This window comes from Streptomyces sp. NPDC090106 (genome assembly GCF_044747265.1).
Lineage (GTDB): Bacteria > Actinomycetota > Actinomycetes > Streptomycetales > Streptomycetaceae > Streptomyces.
Window position 1 is genome coordinate 333,678 of record NZ_JBIVDS010000006.1, and the last position, 21,588, is coordinate 355,265.

The 21,588-nt window shown below is 73.0% G+C and carries 18 protein-coding genes; 8 read left to right on the forward strand and 10 right to left on the reverse strand.

The window, feature by feature from the left end; all coding sequences use genetic code 11:
* Positions 1-55 precede the first annotated feature (55 nt).
* On the forward strand, positions 56-844 hold the full coding sequence (locus tag ACIPSE_RS21605) for a GntR family transcriptional regulator (RefSeq protein WP_401664710.1): 789 nt from the start codon (positions 56-58) through the stop codon (positions 842-844).
* Positions 845-1,035: 191 nt separating this feature from the next.
* On the opposite strand, the gene ACIPSE_RS21610 is transcribed toward ACIPSE_RS21605, so the two are convergent.
* Both ACIPSE_RS21610 and ACIPSE_RS21615 read right to left on the reverse strand, forming a co-directional pair.
* A complete protein-coding gene (locus tag ACIPSE_RS21610) occupies positions 1,036-1,797 on the reverse strand; it encodes a hypothetical protein (protein WP_401664711.1) in 762 nt (253 codons plus the stop codon).
* Between the two features lie 154 nt (positions 1,798-1,951).
* Positions 1,952-3,625, reverse strand: a complete 1,674-nt coding sequence (locus tag ACIPSE_RS21615; RefSeq protein ID WP_401664712.1) for a PucR family transcriptional regulator — start codon at positions 3,623-3,625, stop codon at positions 1,952-1,954.
* Positions 3,626-3,992: 367 nt separating this feature from the next.
* Between ACIPSE_RS21615 and ACIPSE_RS21620 the strand changes: the two genes are divergently transcribed.
* The 5 genes from ACIPSE_RS21620 (at position 3,993) to ACIPSE_RS21640 (ending at position 10,683) form a co-directional block, all read left to right on the forward strand.
* A complete protein-coding gene (locus ACIPSE_RS21620) occupies positions 3,993-4,886 on the forward strand; it encodes an FAD binding domain-containing protein (RefSeq protein ID WP_401664713.1) in 894 nt (297 codons plus the stop codon).
* Entirely contained in the window at positions 4,886-5,455 is a 570-nt protein-coding gene (locus ACIPSE_RS21625) for a (2Fe-2S)-binding protein (RefSeq protein WP_401664714.1), read from the forward strand. The genes ACIPSE_RS21620 and ACIPSE_RS21625 overlap by 1 nt, the downstream gene beginning before the upstream one ends.
* A 4-nt stretch (positions 5,456-5,459) precedes the next feature.
* Positions 5,460-7,844, forward strand: coding sequence for a xanthine dehydrogenase family protein molybdopterin-binding subunit (locus tag ACIPSE_RS21630; protein WP_401664715.1), 2,385 nt, complete (start codon positions 5,460-5,462; stop codon positions 7,842-7,844).
* A gap of 178 nt (positions 7,845-8,022) precedes the next feature.
* Positions 8,023-9,480, forward strand: coding sequence for an NCS2 family permease (locus tag ACIPSE_RS21635; protein ID WP_401664716.1), 1,458 nt, complete (start codon positions 8,023-8,025; stop codon positions 9,478-9,480).
* A 45-nt stretch (positions 9,481-9,525) separates the two neighbouring features.
* Positions 9,526-10,683: an XdhC family protein gene (locus tag ACIPSE_RS21640; protein WP_401664717.1), complete on the forward strand. Its 1,158-nt coding sequence runs from the start codon at positions 9,526-9,528 to the stop codon at positions 10,681-10,683.
* Positions 10,684-10,695: 12 nt separating this feature from the next.
* Here the strand turns inward: ACIPSE_RS21640 and ACIPSE_RS21645 are convergent, their stop codons facing one another.
* The 4 genes from ACIPSE_RS21645 to ACIPSE_RS21660 all read right to left on the reverse strand — a co-directional run bounded on the left by ACIPSE_RS21645 (position 10,696) and on the right by ACIPSE_RS21660 (position 15,593).
* Complete coding sequence (locus ACIPSE_RS21645) at positions 10,696-11,958, reverse strand: lanthionine synthetase LanC family protein (RefSeq protein WP_401664718.1); 1,263 nt, start codon at positions 11,956-11,958, stop codon at positions 10,696-10,698.
* 52 nt (positions 11,959-12,010) lie between these two features.
* Entirely contained in the window at positions 12,011-12,451 is a 441-nt protein-coding gene (locus ACIPSE_RS21650) for an SRPBCC family protein (protein ID WP_401664720.1), read from the reverse strand.
* Between the two features lie 195 nt (positions 12,452-12,646).
* Positions 12,647-14,086 (reverse strand): family 43 glycosylhydrolase, encoded by a 1,440-nt coding sequence (locus tag ACIPSE_RS21655; RefSeq protein WP_401664722.1) that lies wholly within the window; start codon positions 14,084-14,086, stop codon positions 12,647-12,649.
* 19 nt (positions 14,087-14,105) lie between these two features.
* The gene (locus tag ACIPSE_RS21660; RefSeq protein ID WP_401664723.1) at positions 14,106-15,593 is read right to left on the reverse strand and encodes a family 43 glycosylhydrolase; all 1,488 of its coding nucleotides are present in this window, start codon (positions 15,591-15,593) and stop codon (positions 14,106-14,108) included.
* Between the two features lie 160 nt (positions 15,594-15,753).
* On the opposite strand from ACIPSE_RS21660, the gene ACIPSE_RS21665 reads away from it, so the two are divergent.
* Together ACIPSE_RS21665 and ACIPSE_RS21670 are read left to right on the forward strand one after the other, a co-directional pair.
* Positions 15,754-16,164 carry a (2Fe-2S) ferredoxin domain-containing protein gene (locus ACIPSE_RS21665; RefSeq protein ID WP_401664725.1) on the forward strand — a complete coding sequence of 137 codons (411 nt, stop codon included), beginning with the start codon at positions 15,754-15,756 and terminating at the stop codon, positions 16,162-16,164.
* A gap of 101 nt (positions 16,165-16,265) precedes the next feature.
* A complete protein-coding gene (locus ACIPSE_RS21670) occupies positions 16,266-16,961 on the forward strand; it encodes an alpha/beta fold hydrolase (protein ID WP_401664726.1) in 696 nt (231 codons plus the stop codon).
* Between the two features lie 24 nt (positions 16,962-16,985).
* On the opposite strand, the gene ACIPSE_RS21675 is transcribed toward ACIPSE_RS21670, so the two are convergent.
* The 4 genes from ACIPSE_RS21675 to ACIPSE_RS21690 form a co-directional block, all read right to left on the reverse strand.
* The gene (locus tag ACIPSE_RS21675; protein WP_401664727.1) at positions 16,986-18,104 is read right to left on the reverse strand and encodes an FAD-dependent oxidoreductase; all 1,119 of its coding nucleotides are present in this window, start codon (positions 18,102-18,104) and stop codon (positions 16,986-16,988) included.
* A 58-nt stretch (positions 18,105-18,162) separates the two neighbouring features.
* The gene (locus tag ACIPSE_RS21680) at positions 18,163-19,311 is read right to left on the reverse strand and encodes an FG-GAP repeat domain-containing protein (protein ID WP_401664729.1); all 1,149 of its coding nucleotides are present in this window, start codon (positions 19,309-19,311) and stop codon (positions 18,163-18,165) included.
* A 148-nt stretch (positions 19,312-19,459) separates the two neighbouring features.
* Positions 19,460-20,260: a thioesterase family protein gene (locus ACIPSE_RS21685; protein ID WP_401664731.1), complete on the reverse strand. Its 801-nt coding sequence runs from the start codon at positions 20,258-20,260 to the stop codon at positions 19,460-19,462.
* Between the two features lie 154 nt (positions 20,261-20,414).
* Entirely contained in the window at positions 20,415-21,578 is a 1,164-nt protein-coding gene (locus tag ACIPSE_RS21690; RefSeq protein WP_401664732.1) for an acyltransferase family protein, read from the reverse strand.
* Positions 21,579-21,588 lie beyond the last annotated feature (10 nt).

Here is a 21,588-nt window from a genome sequence, read left to right on the forward strand (position 1 = left end):
GAGTAACAACCCGCCGTAATGACCCCAAGTACCGACACGTCCGGAGGAGGCCGCCTTGACGCAGGGCGCACAAGGCTCCGCCAGGACGAACCCGGCCGCCGCGTCGGCGTTCGTACCGCCCCAGCCGCGGGCCGCGGAGGCGTCGGCCAGGGGTGAGCACACGCACGGTGAGCATCCGGTGCCCCGGGTCGTCGCCCCCACCGTGCCCCGCCAGCGGCCCGTCGTGCAGCGCGCCTCGGTGCGCGGGCAGATCCTCGACGCGCTGCGCACCGCACTCGTCTCCGGCGAACTGACCCCCGGCGAGGTCTACTCGGCGCCCGCGCTCGGTGACCGGTTCGGGGTCTCCGCGACGCCGGTCCGCGAGGCCATGCAGCAGCTCGCCCTGGAGGGGGCCGTCGAGGTCGTGCCCAACCGCGGCTTCCGGGTCGTGCAGCGGGGGGCCCGCGAGCTGGCGGAGCTGGCCGAGGTGCGCGCGCTCGTCGAGGTGCCGGTGATGCTGCGGCTCGCCCGAGGCGTGCCGCCCGAGCGGTGGGCCGAGCTGAGGCCGCTCGCGGAGGCCACCGTGCGTGCCGCGTCCTCCGGGTGCCGGGCGACCTACGCCGAGTCCGACCGGGCGTTCCACCGGGCCGTCCTCGCCCTCGCCGGCAACGAGCAGCTGCTCCAGATCGCCGGGGACCTCCACCGCCGCGCCCAGTGGCCCCTGGTCGGCGGGCCCACCGTCCGCAACCGTGCCGAGCTCGTCGCCGACGCGGCCGAACACACCGCGCTCCTCGACGCGTTGATCGCGGGCGACCTGGAGATGGTCCACACCCTGGTGACCGAACACTTCACGGCGACCCCCTGACCTTTTCCCCGCCCCCGCCGCCCTTTCCCGTCCCGACCCTGGGGGCTGCGCCCCCAGACCCCCGCATCGGCCCTGCGGGCCTCGTCCTCAAACGCCGGACGGGCTGAAAGAAGCACCCACGGTCGGGAAACTCAGGCAGCGCCCCCTTGTACGGGAACGGGAACGGGAAGGGGCGGCGAGGGTGAGAGACGTCAGGCCGAGGCGGCCGGGGGGATCGGGGTGAGGTGCTGGGCGAGCCAGGTCGGGACTCCGCCCAGGAGGCGGAAGAGACGGCCGGCCTCCTCGCGCAGGCGGGACGCCTCCGGCTCCGCCTCGGTGTCCGCGAGCGACACGAGCGCCGGCGCGGTCCCGACCAGGTACCCCAACTCCTCCCGGATCCGGAGCGATTCGGCGAAGCCGTGCCGGGCCTCGGCCAACTCGCCCTCCCGCAGCGCCAGTCCGGCGAGATGCCGCCAGGTGAAGGACAGCAGAAGCGGATCGGCGTGCGCCACGGCCCCCGCGTGGGCCCGCCGGTACGCCGCCCGGGCGGCCTGCGGCGACCCGGTGAGGTTCTCCGCGAGCAGCCCCCGCCGGAAGTCCAGCAGCGCCCGCGCCGCCACCCCCGGAGGGACCAGCGCGGCGGCCCGCCCGAGCGCGGCCCGCGCCTCGTCGGCCCGGTCCCGCACTCCGTGCAGCGTGGCGGCGTAGGCGAGTTGCCCGCGTTCACAAGCGGCGGCGCCCCGCTCCTCGTCGCTGTGCGCGAGCGCCTCGGCGACCCGCAGCGCGTCCTCGGCGTCCTGCCAGCCCTGCTCGGTGTACAGGCACCGTTCGACCAGCAGCGCCGCCCGCTGCAACGAGCCCGGGGCGTCCACCGGGCGGAGCAGCGCCGCCGCGTCGGCCCAGCAGGCACGTGAACGCAGCCGCCATACCGCGGTCTGGAGTGGATCGTCGGCGTTCGTTCCGTTACCAGACATGGCGGTATACGCCACCTCGCCCTCCCCGAGCACACCATTGAGCTGTTGAGTGGTGGCCGCATCTCAGCACGGATCGGCGGGCGGGGCCAAGGGGGTGGGTGAAGGATTTCACAAAGTCGTGGGATCTTCGGCGGCCCGGCGGCGGGGCCGGAACTCAGCTCATTCTCAGTGCCAGGAAGAAATCCAGCTTGTCCTCCAGGCGCGAGAGGTCACGGCTCGTCAACTGCTCGATCCGCCCGACGCGGTAGCGCAGCGTGTTGACGTGCAGGTGGAGACGGGTCGCGCAACGGGTCCAGGAGCCGTCGCAGTCGAGGAAGGCCTCCAGGGTGGGGATCAGCTCGGCGCGGTGGCGCCGGTCGTAGTCGCGCAGGGGGTCCAGGAGCCGGGCCGTGAAGGCCCTGCGGACGTCGTCCGGCACGAACGGCAGCAGCAGGACGTGCGAGGCGAGCTCCTGGTGGCCGGCCGCGCACACGCGCCCCGGGCGGGCCGCCGCGACCCGGCGGGCGTGCCGCGCCTCCTCCAGCGCCCCGCGCAGCCCCTCCGCGGAGTGCACGGCCGCGCTGACGCCGAGGGTGACCCGGCCGTCGCCGTCGAGACCGGCGGCGAGGGGATCACGTACCGCCTCCAGCAGGACGTCGGCGTGCAGGCCCGCCTCGGAGCCGTCGTGCTCGGTGGAGACCGCGGGCAGCGGCACGAGCGCGACGGCCTCGTCGTCGGCCTGGGCGACGGCGATGCGGTCGGAGGGCTCGGGGCCGGTGGCGAGGGGGTCGACGAGGATCTCCTCCAGGAGCGACTGGGCGACCGCGCCGCCCTCGACGTCACCGCCCTCCCACTCGACCCGGGCCACCACCACCTGCCAGTGCGGCGCCGCCCCGAGACCGGGCAGCAGCACGGGGGCGGCGACCCTGAGCCGGGCGGCGATCTCGGCGGGCGCGGCGCCCGTCTGCACCAGCTCCAGGACCTCCTGGGCGAGCCGCCGCCGTACCGTACGGGCCGCGTCCCTGCGGTCGCGTTCGACGGCGATGAGCTGGGTGACGCCCTGGAGGAGGTCCAGGCGCTCCTCCGGCCAGTCCCCGGCGTCCGCCTCGACGGCCAGCAGCCAGTCGGAGAGCACCGTCTCGCGCACGTCCCGGGAGGCCTGCGGGGACCGGCCGCTGCTGCGGACCGGGAAGAGGGAGTACGTCGTCGGGCCGAGCGGCAGCCGGTGCGGGCCGCGCCGGCCCGTGCGGGCGGCGGAGAGATGCTCCGCCGCGAGTTTCGCGCACAGATCGGCGGGGAGCGCCGGGCCGGAGGTCTTGGAGCCCGCGATCAGCCGCCCGGTGGGGGAGAGCACCCACGCCCTGAGGTCCAGGTCGGTGCCGAGCAGGTCCAGGACGACGTCCGGGCCGCCGCCCGCCGGGCCCGAGGTCATCATCCGGCGGTGCCGGTCCACCACGGCCGCCAGGTCCCCGGCGCGCTCACCGCTGACCTGCCGTACGACGTGCTCGGTGATCGTCGCGAACGCCACCGACTCGTGCACCGCGAACAGCGGCAGCCGGTTGCGGGCGCAGGCGAGCACCAGGTCGTCCGGGACGGCCCCCAGCTCGGCCTCGCCGGCGGCCAGCGCGGCCACCCCGGCCTGCGCCAGGATGCGGACGAACGGCTCCGAGTCCTCCGGGCCGTGCCGCCACGCCAGCCCCGTGAGCACCAGCTCCCCGCCGGAGAGGTAGCGGCTCGGGTCCCGCAGGTCGGTCGTCATCACACCCCGCACGGTGCGGTCCAGCTCGTCCTCGCCGCCCAGCAGCCTCAGGCCCAGCGCGTCCGTGTCCAGCAGTGCGCGCAGCCGCATTCTCGTCGCCGCCGATCTTTGTCTAGAAACCTACGATGGACCGTGGGCCCCCTGTGCGGAGAGCGCCCCTCGGGAGGGCCCGGAAACGGCCACGCGCCGCCTCTCGGGCTGTGTCCCAGGTCACGCCCGGTGTGTCGCGCGTTTCCAGGGGAAAACAGGGAGGTTACCGAGGACCTCCGTTCATACGAATCTACAAGATGCCCGCCCCGACCAGCCAACTCCTTCAGAGTTTCGGTGACTGACCCGGGTGGAGCACGGCGCTGTGTACTTGCCCCGTTCCGTGTGAACAGGACATGAACGAGCCGGTCCCACCGCACCCGATCTGGCTCGTTCCGTACGACCCAAGAGACGAAGAAGAGAGCCGGTCATGGACTTCCTTCGCCCCGCCAGCTGGGAGGAGGCGCTCGCCGCGAAGGCAGCGCATCCCACCGCTGTGCCCATCGCGGGTGGCACCGATGTGATGGTCGAGATCAACTTCGACCACCGGCGGCCCGAGCACCTGCTCGACCTCAACCGCATCGGCGACCTGTACGAGTGGGAGGTGGGCCAGGACAGCGTGCGGCTCGGAGCCTCCGTCCCGTACACGCGGATCATGGAGAACCTGCGTGCCGAGCTGCCGGGCCTCGCCCTCGCCTCGCACACGGTCGCCTCCCCGCAGATCCGCAACCGCGGCGGCGTCGGCGGCAACCTCGGCACCGCCTCCCCGGCCGGGGACGCGCACCCCGCCCTCCTCGCCGCGGGCGCCGAGGTCGAGGTCGCCTCCGCCGAGCGCGGCACCCGGCTCATCCCGATCGACGCGTTCTACACCGGCGTGAAGCGCAACGCGCTCCAGCCCGACGAACTGATCCGCGCGGTCCACGTGAAGAAGGCCGACGGACCGCAGCAGTACTCCAAGGTCGGCACCCGCAACGCCATGGTCATCGCCGTGTGCGCCTTCGGTCTCGCCCTCCACCCCGAGACCCGCACCGTGCGCACCGGCATCGGCTCGGCCGCGCCCACCCCGGTGCGCGCCAAGGCCGCCGAGGAGTTCCTGGACGCCGCGCTGGAAGAGGGCGGCTTCTGGGACAACGGCAAGATCGTCACGCCGTCGGTCGCCAAGCGGTTCGCGGACCTGTGCGCCGCCGCCTGCAACCCGATCGACGACGTCCGGGGCACGGCGAGCTACCGCCGCCACGCGGTCGCCGTCATGGCCCGCCGCACCCTGACCTGGACCTGGGAGTCGTACCGCGGCAGCGCCGCCCGCACGGAGGGAGTCGCCTGATGCGCGTCCACTTCACTGTCAACGGCCGTCCGCAGGAGGCCGACGACGTCTGGGAGGGCGAGTCCCTCCTCTACGTCCTGCGCGAGCGCATGGGCCTGCCCGGCTCCAAGAACGCCTGCGAACAGGGCGAGTGCGGCTCCTGCACCGTCCGCCTCGACGGCGTTCCGGTCTGCTCCTGCCTGGTCGCCGCCGGACAGGCCGAGGGCCGAGAGATCGTCACCGTCGAAGGGCTCGCCGACTTCGCCCAGCAGCGCTCCTGCGGCACCGGGTGCGGCACCTCGCTGGACGAAGCCCGGCAGTGGGCCGCCAAGGGCCAGGACTCGCAGACCGGTGAGGGCACCGAACTCGCCCCGATCCAGCAGGCGTTCATCGACGCGGGCGCCGTCCAGTGCGGCTTCTGCACCCCCGGTCTGCTGGTCGCCGCCGACGAGATGCTCGAACGCAACCCCAACCCGACCGACGCGGACATCCGCGAGGCCCTGTCGGGCAACCTGTGCCGCTGCACGGGCTACGAGAAGATCATGGACGCGGTCCGCCTCGCGGCCGCCCGGCAGGGAGAGGCGGTCTGAGCCGATGCCCACCAACGGCGCTCCCACCCAGATCACCCAGGGTTCGCAGACCAAGGGCGGCATCGGCGAGTCCACGCTCCGCCCCGACGGCACCCTCAAGGTCACCGGCGAGTTCGCGTACTCCTCCGACATGTGGCACGAGGACATGCTCTGGGGCCAGATCCTGCGCTCCACCGTCGCGCACGCCGAGATCGTCTCCATCGACATCTCCGAGGCCCTCGCCCTGCCCGGCGTGTACGCCGTCCTGACCTACGACGACCTGCCGGCCGCGATGAAGAACTACGGCCTGGAGATCCAGGACACCCCGGTCCTCGCGCACGGCAAGGTCCGCCACCACGGCGAGCCCGTCGCCCTCGTCGCCGCCGACCACCCCGAGACCGCGCGCCGCGCCGCCGCGAAGATCCACGTCGAGTACCGCGAACTGCCCGTCATCACCGACGAGGCCTCCGCGACCGCGCCCGGCGCGATCCTCGTCCACGAGGGCCGCGACGACCACCACATCGGCCACGTCCCGCACCCCAACATCGTGCACCGTCAGCCGATCGTGCGCGGCGACGTGGAGGCGGCCCGCCGGCGCGCGGACGTCATCGTCGAGGGCGAGTACACCTTCGGCATGCAGGACCAGGCCTTCCTCGGCCCCGAGTCCGGCCTCGCCGTGCCGGAGGAGGACGGCGGCGTCCACCTCTACATCGCCACCCAGTGGCTGCACAGCGACCTGCGCCAGATCGCCCCCGTCCTCGGCCTGCCCGAGGACAAGGTCCGCATGACGCTGTCCGGTGTCGGCGGCGCGTTCGGCGGTCGCGAGGACCTCTCGATGCAGATCCACGCCTGCCTCCTCGCGCTGCGCACCGGCAAACCCGTCAAGATCGTCTACAACCGTTTCGAGTCCTTCTTCGGCCACGTCCACCGTCATCCGGCGAAGCTCCACTACGAGCACGGGGCCACCCGCGACGGCAAGCTGACCCACCTCAAGTGCCGGATCGTCCTGGACGGCGGCGCCTACGCGTCGGCCTCCCCGGCGGTCGTCGGCAACGCCTCCTCGCTGAGCGTGGGCCCCTATGTCGTCGAGGACGTCGACATCGAGGCCATCGCCCTCTACACCAACAACCCGCCCTGCGGCGCGATGCGCGGCTTCGGCGCGGTCCAGGCGTGCTTCGCCTACGAGGCCCAGATGGACAAGCTGGCGGCCGAACTGGGCATGGACCCGGTCGAGTTCCGGCAGCTCAACGCCATGGAGCAGGGCACCCTCCTGCCGACCGGGCAGCCCGTCGACTCGCCCGCCCCGGTCGCCGAGCTCCTGCGCCGCGTCAAGGCGATGCCGATGCCGCCGGAGCGCCAGTGGGAGTCCAGCGAGGGCGCCGACGTGCGCCAGCTGCCCGGCGGTCTGTCCAACACCACCCACGGCGAGGGCGTCGTCCGCGGGGTCGGCTACGCGGTCGGCATCAAGAACGTCGGCTTCTCCGAGGGCTTCGACGACTACTCGACCGCCAAGGTCCGCATGGAGGTCGTCGGCGGCGAGGCCGTCGCCACCGTCCACACGGCGATGGCGGAGGTCGGCCAGGGCGGCGTCACCGTCCACGCGCAGATCGCCCGCACCGAACTCGGTGTCGCCCAGGTGACGATCCATCCGGCCGACACCCAGGTGGGCAGCGCCGGTTCGACCTCGGCCTCCCGGCAGACCTACGTCACCGGCGGCGCCGTCAAGAACTCCTGCGAGCTGGTGCGGGAGAAGGTCCTGGAGATCGGCCGGCGCCGGTTCGGCTCCTACCATCCCGCCTGGGCCACCGCCGAACTCCTCCTGGAGGGCGGCAAGGTCGTCACCGACGGCGGCGAGGTCCTCGCCGACCTCGTGGACGTCCTGGAGGACGAGACGGTCGAGGTGGAGGCCGAGTGGCGGCACCGCCCCACCGAGCCCTTCGACCTGCGCACCGGACAGGGCTTCGGCCATGTCCAGTACTCCTTCGCCGCGCACCGCGCCGTCGTCGAGGTCGACACCGAGCTCGGCCTGGTCAAGGTCGTCGAACTGGCCTGCGCCCAGGACGTCGGCAAGGCGCTCAACCCGCTCTCCGTGATCGGCCAGATCCAGGGCGGCACGACCCAGGGCCTGGGCGTCGCGGTGATGGAGGAGATCATCGTCGACCCGAAGACGGCGAAGGTCAGGAACCCCTCCTTCACCGACTACCTGATCCCCACGATCCTCGACACGCCGACCATCCCGGTCGACGTGCTCGAACTCGCCGACGACCACGCCCCCTACGGGCTCCGCGGCATCGGCGAGGCCCCCACCCTGTCGTCCACCCCGGCCGTCCTCGCGGCGATCCGGGCGGCGACCGGGCTGGAGCTCGACCGCACGCCGGTCCGGCCGGAACACCTCACCGGAACGGCCTGACCCCACCGGGGTCGAGCAACCGAAAGCCCCGGGGGGACGGTGTGCACAGCACCTGTGCCGTCTCCCCCCGGGTCTCCTGTCCGTCTCGGGCCGTCCCCCGGGTCGCACCTCCCCAAATCCCGTGAACTCGCCGCAGGCGACGCGCGGGTGCCCCTGTGAACCTTGGGAGTAGGCCCACATGACCCAGCAGTCCCTTGAGCCGAGGAGCGTCGCCGAGGACGCGGGCGAAGGAACCCGTGTCCCCGCCGGACGGTCCTGGCTCGACCGGTACTTCCACATATCCCGGCGAGGATCGAGCGTCGCGCGCGAGGTGCGCGGCGGCGTCACCACCTTCATGGCGATGGCGTACATCCTCCTGCTCAACCCCCTGATCCTGTCCGGCAAGGACGCGGCAGGGGACACGCTCGGCCAGAAGGCGCTGATCACCGCGACCGCCTTCGCCGCCGCTCTCAGCACGCTGCTGATGGGCTTCGTCGGCAAGGTGCCGCTCGCCCTGGCCGCCGGGCTCTCCGTCTCCGGCGTGCTGTCCTCGCAGGTCGCCCCGCAGATGACCTGGCCGCAGGCGATGGGCATGTGCGTGATGTACGGCGTGGTCATCATGCTGCTGGTCGTCACCGGCCTCCGCGAGATGATCATGAACGCGATCCCGCTGGCCCTCAAGCACGCCATCACCATGGGCATCGGCCTCTTCGTCGCCCTGATCGGCTTCTACAAGGCCGGCTTCGTCCACCAGGGCGAGGGCACCCCGGTGACCCTCGGCCCGGCCGGTGAACTCGCGGGCTGGCCCGTCCTGTTGTTCGCGGTGACCCTGCTGGCCGTCTTCATGCTCCAGGCCCGCGGAGTGCCCGGCGCGATCCTGATCGGCATCGTCGGCGGCACGGTCCTCGCCGTCGTCCTCAACGCCCTCGGTGTCGTCGACCCGAAGCAGTGGGCGAGCGGCGCCCCCGAACTCCACGGCAGCGCCGTCTCGATGCCCGACTTCTCGCTCTTCGGCGACGTCGAGTTCGGCGGCTGGGGCGAGGTCGGCGCGATGACCGTCGGCATGATCGTCTTCACGCTGGTCCTCGCCGGGTTCTTCGACGCGATGGCGACGATCATCGGCGTCGGCACGGAGGCGAAGCTGGCGGACGACCAGGGCCGGATGCCCGGCCTGTCCAAGGCGCTGTTCATCGACGGCGCGGGCGGCGCGATCGGCGGCGTCTCCGGCGCCTCGGGCCAGACCGTGTTCGTCGAGTCCGCGACCGGCGTCGGCGAGGGCGCCCGCACCGGCCTGTCCTCGGTGATCACCGGCCTGTTCTTCGCCGCCTGCCTCTTCTTCACCCCGCTCACCGCGATCGTGCCGGGCGAGGTCGCCGCGGCGGCCCTGGTCGTCATCGGCGCGATGATGATGATGAACGCGCGCCATGTGGACTGGGCGGACCGGGCGACCGCGATCCCCGTCTTCCTGACCGTCGTCGTCATGCCGTTCACGTACTCGATCACGGCGGGTGTCGCCGCGGGCGTCATCTCGTACGTGGCCATCAAGACCGCACAGGGCAAGGCGCGGGAGATCGGCGCGTTCATGTGGGCGCTCACGGTGATCTTCTTCGTCTACTTCGCCCTCCATCCCATCGAGAGCTGGATGGGCGTGCACTAGCCGCCCCCCGCCTCGCCCGTACGCCGTCCGTGAGGAGACCGAGAGATGCTGGACATCGCCGAGGAGCTGGACCGGTGGGTCGAGCAGGGGCGTGACTTCGCCGTGGCCACCGTGGTGGCCGTGGGCGGCAGCGCTCCTCGTCAGCCCGGCGCCGCGCTCGCGGTGGACGCCGGGGGAACGGCGATCGGCTCGGTCTCCGGCGGGTGCGTGGAGGGCGCGGTGTACGAGCTGTGCCGGCAGGCCCTCGCCGACGGCGAGAGCGTGCTGGAGCGGTTCGGCTACAGCGACGACGACGCGTTCGCGGTCGGTCTGACGTGCGGCGGGATCATCGACATCCTGGTCACGCCCGTGCGGGCCGGCGACCCGGTGCGGGAGGTGGTCGCCGCCGGGCTGGCCGCCGCGCGCGCCGGTGCGGCGGCGGCGCTGGCCCGGATCGTGTCGGGCCCGGCCGAGCTGGTGGGCCGGGCGGTGCTGGTCCGGCCGGACGGCTCCCACGACGGAGGGTTCGGGGCCCACCCCGAGCTGGACCGTACGGTGGTGGCGGAGGCGGGCGCGTTCCTGGACGCGGGGCGGACCGGCACGCTGGAGATCGGTGAGCAGGGCTCCCGGTGCGGAGCACCGCTCACGGTCCTGGTGGAGTCCTCGGTCCCGGCGCCCCGGATGATCGTCTTCGGGGCGATCGACTTCGCCTCCGCGCTGGTCCGGGTCGGCAGGTTCCTCGGCTACCGGGTGACCGTCTGCGACGCCCGCCCCGTGTTCGCCACCGCGGCCCGCTTCCCGGAGGCCGACGAGATCGTCGTCGACTGGCCGCACCGCTATCTGGAGCGGACGGAGGTCGACGGCCGGACGGTGCTGTGCGTGCTCACCCACGACGCCAAGTTCGACGTGCCGCTGCTGCGGCTCGCGCTGCGGCTGCCGGTCGCCTACGTCGGCGCGATGGGCTCCCGCCGCACCCACCTGGACCGCAACGCACGCCTGCGCGAAGTCGGCGTCACCGAGATCGAGCTGGCCCGGCTGCGGTCCCCGATCGGCCTCGACCTCGGCGCCCGCACCCCGGAGGAGACGGCCCTGTCGATCGCAGCGGAGATCGTCGCCGACCGGCGCGGCGGCACCGGGGTCTCGCTGACCGGGGCGCACACCCCGATCCACCACGACGTGACGTCGCTGGACGCGCGGACACGACGGATCGGCTCGGTCGCCTAGGGGGTGCGGCCCCTAGGGCGGCGACGGCGTCGGCGCCGGCTGGTCGGGCCACGCGAAGGCGTACGCCGGGTCGCCGCCCCTCAGCAGCCGTGTGTGGCGCAGGAGTTCACGGACGATGCCCGCGTTGCCCATGGCCCATCCGGTCTCCGGTTCGAGGGCGCCCGGGTCCGCGCGGTGCTCGACGTTCGACCAGCGGGCGCCGTCCGCGTCGCGCACGGCACGCCCGGCCAGGTCGGCGACGAGGACACCGGCGAACGCGGGGGACTCGCCCCGCTCGGCGATCCGGTCGCCCGCCAGGGCCAGCACGCCCGCGGTGCCGCAGCAGCGGCCGTTGTTGTCCCAGAACCCCGGCCGCAGCCGCCGCGGCAGGCCCGAGTGCGTGACGGTGTGCCAGCAGCGGTCGGCCAGCGCCGTCCAGCCCGGGTCGCCGTGCAGGTCGCGCAGCAGCCGGAAGAGCTGCGCGTCACCCGCGGGGCCGTGACACCAGCCGTAGTTGTGGCGGGCGGTCAGGTCGGAACGGTGGGGCGGGTCGGAGTGCGGGACGAGGAACCCCTCGGGCCCGGCCTCGTCGCGCGCCACGACGCCCGCGGCACCGGCCAGGGCGAGATCGACCAGGTCCGCGCGGCCGGCCGCGTGCCCGACCGCCGCCAGGCCGTACACGATGCCGAGCGTGCCGTGCGACATGTGGTGCATCCGCCCGCTCACCCCGGGCCGGAACGCCCACTGGATCCCGGCCGCGGTCGGCTCGGCGGTCCGCGCGTACGGCTCCACCGCCCGGACGGCGAGGTCGTCCGCCCCGGCCAGCAGCGCGCCGAGGCCGATCCCCGCGTTGCCGCCCATCAGCTCGAACAGTTCGCCCCACCGCGTTCCGTCGAAGCGGGCGCGCACCAGGTCCAGGGCCCGGTCGGCGGCGGTGCCCGCGGCGCTGTCGCCGAGGCCGTCGTGGACGGCGCGCAGGACGAGGGCCATTCCGGTGCGGCCGAAGTAGAGGGAGTCGTCCTCCCAGGTCCCGACGGAATCGGCCAGCAGGCGGGCCGCGCGCACGGCCGCGTCGCCGTAGGAGTCGTCACCGAAGTGCCGCCACGCCTCCAGGAGCACCGGGACCACCCCGGCGGTGCCGTTGTAGAGCATCGGATCGACCTCGGCGTCCGAGGGCCTCACCGGCCAGCCGAGCCCGCCGTCCCCGGTGTCCCGGGCGACCGACAGCAGCCACCGCAGCCCGTCCGCGGCCAGCGCCTCGATCCCGTCCGGCCCCGGGGCCGGCGCCCCGGTCACGCCCGTCCGCCCGCGTCGGCCGGGGCGGTGGGGTCGGTCGGGGCGCGCCCGCTCACGGCGTCCTCAGCAGCCGGTTCACCGCGCGGCCGAACACCTGGCGTGAAGTCCCCCGCACCACCGGGTCGACCGCCGACGGCAGGAAGCGGAAGCCCAGTTCCTCGCGCCACACCACACGGCTGCGTCCGCCCGGCCCCGGGGCGACCGTGATCTCGGCCCAGCCGGTCACCACCCGGCCCCGCTTCTCCAGGCGGCAGAGGCCGGGGGCGGTGTCGGTGGGCGGCTGCCACACGGTGATCTCCATGCGGTCGTCGAAGCCGGTCCGGCCCGCGCCGGTACGGGCCACGAACACCGTGCCCACGTCCGTCGGGCCCGGGGTCAGCACCGTGACACGGGTCAGGGGGACGACCTCGCCGTGGCGGGGCCAGTGCGTCAGACGGCGCCAGGCCTCGTCGAGGGGGAGCGGGGCCGTGCGTTCGATGAGGAAGGTGACCACGGGAGGATCCTAAGGAAGTGAGGCAGGTCAGCGGCGCCATCCCGGACGGCTCACAGACTTCCCGGTGGGACGGCCCGTTCCCCCCCCCCCGGGGCGCGCGGGCCCTGACGTGCCGGTCCTGACGCGCCGGTCCTCATGCGCCGACGGCCCGACCGGGTGCGGCCGGCCGAGCCGTCGGTGTGCGGGAGGGCGGTGCTACTGGGCGTAGAAGGTCGCGTCTGCCTGCGCGGCCGTCGTGCTCACCGCCTGGACGTACAGCAGGTAGTTGGAGTGGCGTATGTAGCGGCCCGCGTAGTTGTACGACTCGTAGGAGATCCCGGCCGAGTCGGCGAGCCCGGAGCGCTGGTAGAAGCTGGCGTCGGAGGCGAAGGCGGCCGTCCCGTCGTTCTTCTCCACCCACACCTCGAAGTTCTTGTGACGCAGGTAGTAGCCGGGGTAGTTGGCCGACTCCAGCGAGACCGTGCCGGTGCCCGCGAGGCCCGTCACCACCCGGAACTGGGAGTCCGCGAGCGGGGACACGTTCGCCTCGATCTTCGCCCGGTACTCCCAGTGGCGGATGAACCGGTCCGGGTAGTTGTACGACGAGAGGCGCTGCGGGGTGACGCCGTCGGCGACCGGGATGCCGAAGTCGGGGGTGCCGTCGGACTTCCAGTAGACCTTCTGCACCCGGGTACGGCGGTTGGGGTCGTTCAGCGGGTCGCCGCTGATGTCCTTGTAGCTGCGGTCGTGGTAGACGAGGATGTCCGACTTGCCGTCCTCGGACGTGGTGAAGGAGTTGTGGCCCGGACCGTACTGCGAGGTCGCCGCGCTCGACTGGAACACCGGGGTCGCGCTCTTCGTCCAGGACGAGGCGCTCGTGAGGTCGGCCGTCGCGGACGCGGTCAGCATCCCCAGGCAGTAGTTGGCGTCCGTGGCCGAGGCGGAGTAGGTCATGAAGACCTTCCCGCCGTGCTGGATCACCGCCGGGCCCTCGTTGACCTTGTACCCGACCGTCTCCCACGACAGCGTCGGCTGCGACAGCTCGACCGGAGTCCCGCTGATCGTCCAGGGGTTGGACATCTTCGCGAGGAACAGGCTGGTGTTGTTGTCCTCCGACGGGTTGCGCTGCGCCCACGCCAGATAGCGCACCCCGTTGACCACGAAGGTCGTCGCGTCCAGGGAGAAGCTCTCCCAGGTGGTGGTGATCTGGCCCTTCTCGGTCCAGGTCGCCGTCAGCGGGTTGGCACCGGTGCCCTCCAGGACGTACATCCGGATCGCCCACACGTCACTGGTCGACCCGGCGGCGAAGTAGACGTACCACTTGCCGTCGATGGAGTGGATCTCCGGCGCCCAGATGTGCGCGCCCATGATCCCGCTGGAGTGCTTGGTCCAGATGGTCGTCTCGGCCGCCGTGGACAGGCCCTGGATGGTCGTCGCCCGGCGCAGCACGATCCGGTCGTACTCGGGGACGGTCGCGGTGAAGTAGTAGTAGCCGTCGGTGTGCTTGAAGATGTGCGGGTCGGCCCGCTGGGCCGCGATCGGGTTGGTGTAGGTGACGGCGGGGGAGTCCGGGACGGCGGCCTGGGCGGGCACGCCGACGCAGATCAGGACGGCGGCCAGCGCGGCCGTCAGCAGCCGAAGGGCTATACGTCTCAAGGGAGTTCTCCAGAACAGGTCACGTGGTGGGGACGAGGCGCCACTGCTGGCAGGTGTTGTTCAGCCAGGTCCACTGGCGTACGTCGGTGCCGTCGGCGGTGCCGCAGTCGGTCACGTCGGCGACCTTGCCGGTGGCCTCGTTGACGATCCGGACGTAGTCGCCGGTGGCCGTGAACACCAGCCGGAACCGCTGGCACGTGTTGTTCAGCCACGACCACTGGCGGATGTCCGCCCCGTCCGCGCTCGAACAGTCGGCCACGTCCGCGACCTTGCCGGTCGCCACGTTCACCAGCCGGTTGGTGTCGTCGCCGAGGTCCTCCAGACGCCACTTCTGGTTGCTGCCGCCGGTGCACGTCCACTGGAAGATGTTGGTGCCGTCGGCGGTGCCCCCGCCGCTCACGTCCAGGCACTTGCCGCTGTTGCGGTTGACGAGCGTGTACGACGTCGGGGTCGCCGCGGTCTCGCCCGCCGGGCCCGCGAGGGTGGTGCCGAGGGCGACGGGGGTGCCGAAGTTCGGGGTGCCGTCGGAGTTCCAGGTGAACTTCTGGGCGCGGGTGGTGCGTCCGTTGCCGCAGCCGCCGGAGGACGAGGAGTTGGCGTGGTAGACGATCCAGTTCTCGGTGCCGTCCGGTGAGCTGAAGAACCCGTTGTGGCCCGGCCCGTAGACGCCGCCTGCGTCACTGCGCTGGAACACGGGGGACGAACTCTTGGTCCAGGAGGAGGCGTTGAGCGGGTTGCTGCCGGTCAGCTCCAGCATCCCCAGCTTGTAGTCGGCCGTCTGGCAGTAGCTCGCCGAGAAGGTCAGGAACGTCCGGCCGTTGTGATACAGCGGCTCCGGGGCCTCGTTGACGGGGGCGCCCGAGGTCTCCCAGCTCGCCGTGGGGCTGGAGATGACGGTGAAGGCGGAGCTGGAGAGCGTGTACGGGTTGCTCATCGGCGCGATCACCAGGCTCTGCGTACTGCCGTTGATGAAACCGCTGCCGACCAGGTACAGGCTGCCCGAGTGCTCCAGCACCGTCGCGTCGATCAGCCAGCCGCCCGGGGTGAGGTTGGAGCCGGTCAGCGACCCCTTGTAGGTGTAGGGGCCCATGGGGTCGGTGCCGGAACTCTCCAGCACATGGGTGCGCTGGGAGTCGCAGCAGGCCGTCCCGCTCGGCCCGGCGGAGTAGTAGACGTACCAGCGGCCGTTGAGGAAGTGCAGCTCCGGCGCCCAGATGTTGGTGTTGCGCGTCGAGGTCGTGTCCGACCACACCTGCACGTTGGGCGCGGTCGAAAGGCCCGCCAGCGTCGGTGACTTGCGGATGCCGAGGACGCCGGTGAACGTCGTGGTGATCAGGTAGTAGTTGCCGTCGTGGTACTCCAGCCAGGGATCGGCGCCCTTGTAGGACTTCAGCGGATTGGTGTACGGGCGCCCCTCGGCGGCGTGCGCCGGCTGGGTGGCCGACAGGAGCGCGAGCAGCACGGCGAGCACGCAGAGCAGCAGTGAGCGGGGGTGAGTCCGAGGCATACGAGACCGTCCCTGTCCGTAATTTCGAACGAAGTTCGTGATTCCGGTCAGAAGGTAAGGGTGGGTCATGTGCGCGTCAATGGTTTCGTCAGGTGTGCGAAACCTTGCGGCACACGTACGATCTTGGTCGATGACAACGGGCGGGCGGGGAGTGGAACGCATGGGCAGCCGGGTCGTGTTCGGGGCCGCGGGGGCACGCCCCTGCACCCTCGTCGTGTGCCGGGGCTGCTGCTGCGGCGACGCGCGCAAGCACCCCGACGTCGATCACACCTGGCAGCTCGACCGGCTGCGCGCCGCCGCCGCGGAGTCCGGCGGCCTGATCGCCGTCCGCACCACCGACTGCCTCGGCCCCTGCGACCAGGCGAACGTCCTCGTCGTCCAGCCCTCCGCCGAGGGCCGCCGGCGCGGCGGCCGGGCCACCTGGATCGGCTGGTCCGGCGACGACGCCTGCACCGACGACGTCCTGGCCTGGCTCGCCGCCGGCGGCCCCGGTCTCGCCGACCCCCCGGCCACCCTCACCCTCCAGTTCATCCGCCCGCCCCGCCCGGAGGTCCGCAAGGCGCGCCGCTGACGCGCACCCCGAGGACGAGGACCGGGACCCCGCGGCCGGAGTGCCGCACCGCGACCCGCAGACTGAGGACCGACCTGGCAGTCGGCGACGAAAGGCATCCCGTGCGACTCCACACCCGCCACTGGGGCACCGGCGACCGGACGGCACTGCTCGTCCACGGCATCATGTCCGACTCCCGCACCTGGCGCCGCGTCGGACCGGCCCTCGCCGAGCGCGGCTACCGGGTGACCGCCGTCGACCTGCGCGGCCACGGCGGCTCCCCCCGCGGCGACTACGGCATCGAGCACTTCGCGGACGACCTCGTCGACACCCTGCCCACCGGGGCCGACGTGATCGTCGGGCACTCGCTGGGCGGGCTCGCGCTGTCGCTCGCGGTGGACCGGCTGCGGCCCCTGCGGGCGGTCTACTCGGACCCCGCCTGGTCCTCGCAGAACCCCGAACAGGCCCTGGACCCCGAGGTGTTCGCCTCGGCGAAGAACATCAGCCGGGAACACATCGTCCAGTTCAACCCGCGCTGGGCCGCCGAGGACGTCGACATCGAGGTGGCCACGGTCGCGGACTGGGACGCGGACACCTCGTACTTCCTCGACGGGCGCCCCCTCACCGGGTTCGTGCCCGGCCGCCCGGTCGTCCCCTCGCTCGTCCAACTCGCCGACCCCAGCCTGCTGGTGGGCCCCGCGGACGTGGAACTGCTGCGGGCGAGCGGGTTCGAGGTGCGGACCGTCACCGGAGCCGGGCACACCATCCACCGCGACGACTTCGACGGGTTCATGGCGTCCCTGGAGGGATGGATCTGACCCCGGTGGCCGCGTCCACGGCCCTCAGTCCGGCAGCGGCGCCTCCCAGTCCAGCAGCCGCACCAGCTCCTCCTCCCCGGGACGCGGGGCGCCGTTCGGCCGCTCCCCCCGGGACAGGGCGCCGCTGACCGTCGTGTTGTGGTCCACGCGCGGACGCCGCAACGCCTCGTACCGGGCGAGCGCGGCGGCCCGGTCCGCCGTCCGGCGCAGCGACTTGGCGAGCACGACGGCGTCCTCCAGCGCCATCGAGGCACCCTGCCCCGTCGCGGGCGAGGCGGCGTGCGCGGCGTCGCCGAGCAGCACCGTGCGCGCCGTCCGCCACGGAGTGCCGACGGGGATCTCGGTGGCGTCGGTGACGAGGACGTCGTCCCCGGTGGCCGCCACGATCTCCGCGGCGGGCCCGTCGTCCTTCTCCAGCAGCGCGAGCAGCGCCTCACGTGCCGCCGCCCCCGCCGCGACCGCCGGCCCGTCGGCCACTCGCGCGAACCAGTACGTCTCCCCGCCGGGCGACACCGCGTACCCGAAGTTCGTCGCGCTGCCCCGCACCATGGTGATCTGCGCGCCGTCCCCCGACGGGCGCGCGCCCCGGGTGTACCCGTACAGGACGCGCTGCCCGGCGGGTACGGGCCGCACCCCGGGCGCCACGGTCTCCCGGACCGTGGAGTGCAGCCCGTCGGCGCCGACGAGCAGCTCGGCCGTGGCACGGGTGCCGTCCGCGAAACGGGCGGTGACACCGGCCGGTCCCTCCTCGACGGACGCCAGCCGTGCCCCGTGCCGGACCTCGATGCCCCGGCGCGCCGCCTCCGCCTGGAGCGCCGCGTTGAGGTCGCCGCGGCGCAGGCACCGGTAGCGCAGCGACGGATCGCCGGTCTCGCCGAGCGGCGCCCGCCCCACCTCCGCGCCCGTCGCGTCGAGCAGTCTCAGCGACGTCAGCTCGAAGCCGGTCCCGGTCGCCGCCGCGCCCGCGTCGAGCTGGGACAGGGCCCGCACGCCGTTGCTCGCCAGCGTCAGGAACGCCCCCAGATCCTCCGCCGAGTCCGGATGGGCCTCGTGCACGACGACCTCGAAGCCCGCCTTGTGCAGCGCGAGCGCCGTCGCCGTACCGCCGATGCCGCCGCCGATCACCATCGTCCGTGTGCGCATGGGAACGAACCTACCGGCGTGGGCGCGGGGCGCGGGCGGGCCGGCCGCGGGGGACGGCTCAGCCGCAGGAGCCGGTGAAGACGTCCAGTTCGTCGGCGCCGCTGCTCGCCACGACCAGGTCCGCGGCGCCGTCGCCGGTCAGATCGGCGGCCGCGGCCTCGTACGCGCCGGCGGACGCGAGCTCGGTCAGCTCGGTCAACGGCCCGCCGGAGGTGCCCTGGAAGACGGTCACGGAACCGCCGCTGGCGGAGGACACCAGCAGGTCGGTGACGTCGTCGCCGTCCACATCCGCCGAGTTGACCGCGACCGGCAGCGCCGGGGTGGTGTACGTGACGCCCGCCCCGAAGGTGCCGTCCCCGTTCCCGGCGTACACCTCAAGGGTGTCGGAGCCGTTGCTGACGGTGGCCAGGTCGGTCGTGCCGTCCCCGTCGAAGTCGCCCTCGGCGATCGAGTAGAGCCGGTTGACGCTCGCGTACTCGGTGACCGTGCCGAAGGTCCCGTCGCCGTTGCCCAGGGCGACGGAGACCCCGCCCGCGGTGGCGACGCTCGCGGTCGCCACGTCGAGGTTCCCGTCGCCGTCGAGGTCGGTGAGGACGAGGCCGTGCGGCCGGGTCACGGTGACCGTCTCCAGGTCGACGGTGAACGCCCCGGAGCCGTCGCCGGTGAGCACGCTCACGCCGCCGCCGCTCTCCTCGGCGACGGCCAGGTCCAGGTTCCCGTCGCCGTCGACGTCCCCGGGCACCAGGGAACGGGCGCCGCCGCCGACGTCGTAGCGGACGGACGTCCCGAAGGTGCCGTCGCCGGTGCCGAGCAGCACGCTGACCGTGCCGCCGTCGAAGTCGGCGGTCGCGAGGTCGGGGGCGCCGTCGGCGTCGAAGTCGGCGATCACGGTCTGGTACGGCTTGTCGCCGACCGCGTACGCGGTGGCCGCGGCGAAGGTGCCGTCGCCCTCGCCGAGCAGCACCGAGAGGGAGTCCGCGTCGTTGTTCGCGGCGACGACGTCGGTGTTCCCGTCGCCGTCGAGGTCGCCGGTGACCACGTGACGGGGGTTGTCACCGACCGCGGCGGGCGTGTCCGACAGGGTGAACGCGGGGGTGCAGGCGCTCGCGGCCCGCGCCGCCGTGACGCTCACGCCGCTCGCGGCCAGGCCTAAGACGACCGCCGTCGCGGCGGCGAGTGCACGGGGGTGGTTGCTGCGGTGGCCCATGGTGGAGGGGTTCCTTCCTCGGAGTCCGGGGCGGCGCCACGGCCCGGCGCCGCCGGCCCGGAGGGCCGCACGCGCGCCGGAAGCGCCGCTCATGGTCACGGGAAGGTAGGGCCGCCGCCTGTGATCCACGTGTCACCGGACCGTGCTTTCACCCCGAGACGGTGCCCGGCTGGGGGCGGACCGTGAGGATCTGCTGGGCCGTGCCGACGGGGCCGTCCACATCGTGCAGGACCGTGCTGGTCAGGCCCTGCCCGCTCGGCCCGAAGGAGACCGTGGTGTCCAGGCCCGTCCAGTCGCCGTGCGGCTGCCGGTGCAGATGGACGGTCAGATCCACGTTCGGGAACATCCACTCCGACGGCGGGCGGCGCACCGCGATGCCGTTGGCGGTGTCGACCAGGGCGAGGAACCGCGCGACCGGACCGCTGGGCTGCCCGGCGACCAGGTCGAGGGAGGTGGAGATCCAGGCGGCGGTACGGCCCGGCCGCGGCGGGGCCACCGGACGGACGTCGACCGAGTCGATGTAGCCGCCCGGCCACGCGTCGGACATCCGCCACCGCGCGAGAGTCCCGGGGGCGGCGAGCCGCTCCGCGTCGGCGCCCTCCACCCCACGGGTGTCCAGGGCCGCCAGATACCAGGCGCGGGCCCGCACGACCGCCCGCCCGGAGATCGTCACGACGGCCTCCACCAGCTCGATCGTCCGCCCCGGCCGGACCGTCTCCACCCGGATCTCGCACTCGTCCAGGGCGAGCCGGCCCAGGATGTCGTAGCTGATCCGGGACAGCAGCAGCCCGCTGTCGGGCGCCGCCGCGCGGTGCCGCTCCAGGGCGTGCGCGACGAGCCCGCCCAGCGGGCTGAAGTGCTGCTCGTCCGTGCTCCAGGCGCCGACCGCGTGCGCGGTGGGCTTGTAGCGGTGGTCGTCGATGGCTTCGAAGTAGCTGTCGGGCGTCAACGGAGGCTTCTCCTGCGAAAGTTCACGGCATGACGGGCGGCACGAAGCGGCCGGACCCGTCACGGAACACCGGCGACGACCCCGCCCACCTGGAGGAACTCTCGCAGACGGGTCCCGGCGCACGGACGGCGCGGCCACCTCCCGGCGCCGTCGGCTACCGCGCCGGGGGAGTGGTGCTCCGGGCCGGCGGGCCGGGGACGTGGTCCAGTCCCGGGCGGGCGGGCTCGGGGCGGTCCTTGCGGAAGGCCCAGCTCATGTTCGGTTCCATCACGCACCGGAAGACCCGCCGGACCGGAGCCGTGCACAGCGCGGTCACCACCGTCGCGGCGACGACCGAGACCGCGATCGCGCCCGCGGGCTGCCGGAAGAAGCGCTCGTCCGACCACTGCCAGTGGTTGGCGGCCTGGATGACGAACCCGTGCAGCAGATAGCCGTACAGCGTGCCCGCGCCCAGCGTCGTGAACCACATCCGGCGCCCCGGCACCCACGACAGGAAGCAGGCGACCAGGACCAGGGAGCAGCCGAACAGGGCGAGCGTCATCAGCGGCCCGTACCAGTCGGGCACGGCGAAGTGCTCGGCGCTGTCCTTGTGGAAGAACCAGGCGTAGTCCATCCGCGGCACCGCCCAGTACGAGAACACCAGCGCGCCCGCGAGGACCGGCAGCGCCAGCAGCCGCACCCGCCACTGCCTGACCAGGCTGAAGTGCGCGGGCCGCAGACACAGACCGAGCACGAAGTACGGCAGGAACTGGAGCGTGCGCTGAAGGTCGAGGTCCTTGCCGATGGACGGGGTGAGCGTGGCGAGCGCCGCGACGGCGAGCGCGATGGGCAGCGGCCAGCGCACCCGGCGCCAGATCGGCGTCGTCAGCCGCCAGATGAACAGCGCCGCCAGGAACCACGTCAGATACAGCGGGTCCAGCAGGCTGATCTCCCGGTCGGGCTCACCGTCGCTCCAGCGCGTGAAGAACGTGTACGCCGTCTCGAACACGACGTACGGCACCACGACCCCGGTGATCAGGCGCTTGATCTTCTCCGGGCTCGCGTCGAAACTCCGCGAGAAGTAGCCGGAGATGATGATGAACGCCGGCATGTGGAAGGCGTAGACGACCGTGTAGAGGGCGGTGACCGCACGGCTGTCGGAGCGCAGCGGCTCCCAGGCGTGCCCCATCGCGACCAGCACGATCGCCAGGTACTTGGCGTTGTCGAAGAACGCGTCCCGTTGCCGGGGCCGTCCCGGCGCCGCCCCCGCCCCGGCGCCCGTCCCCGCCCGCCCCGAGACGTCCGCTCCGTACGCCGCCTGTGCCGTGCCGCTGCTCACCACTCACCCT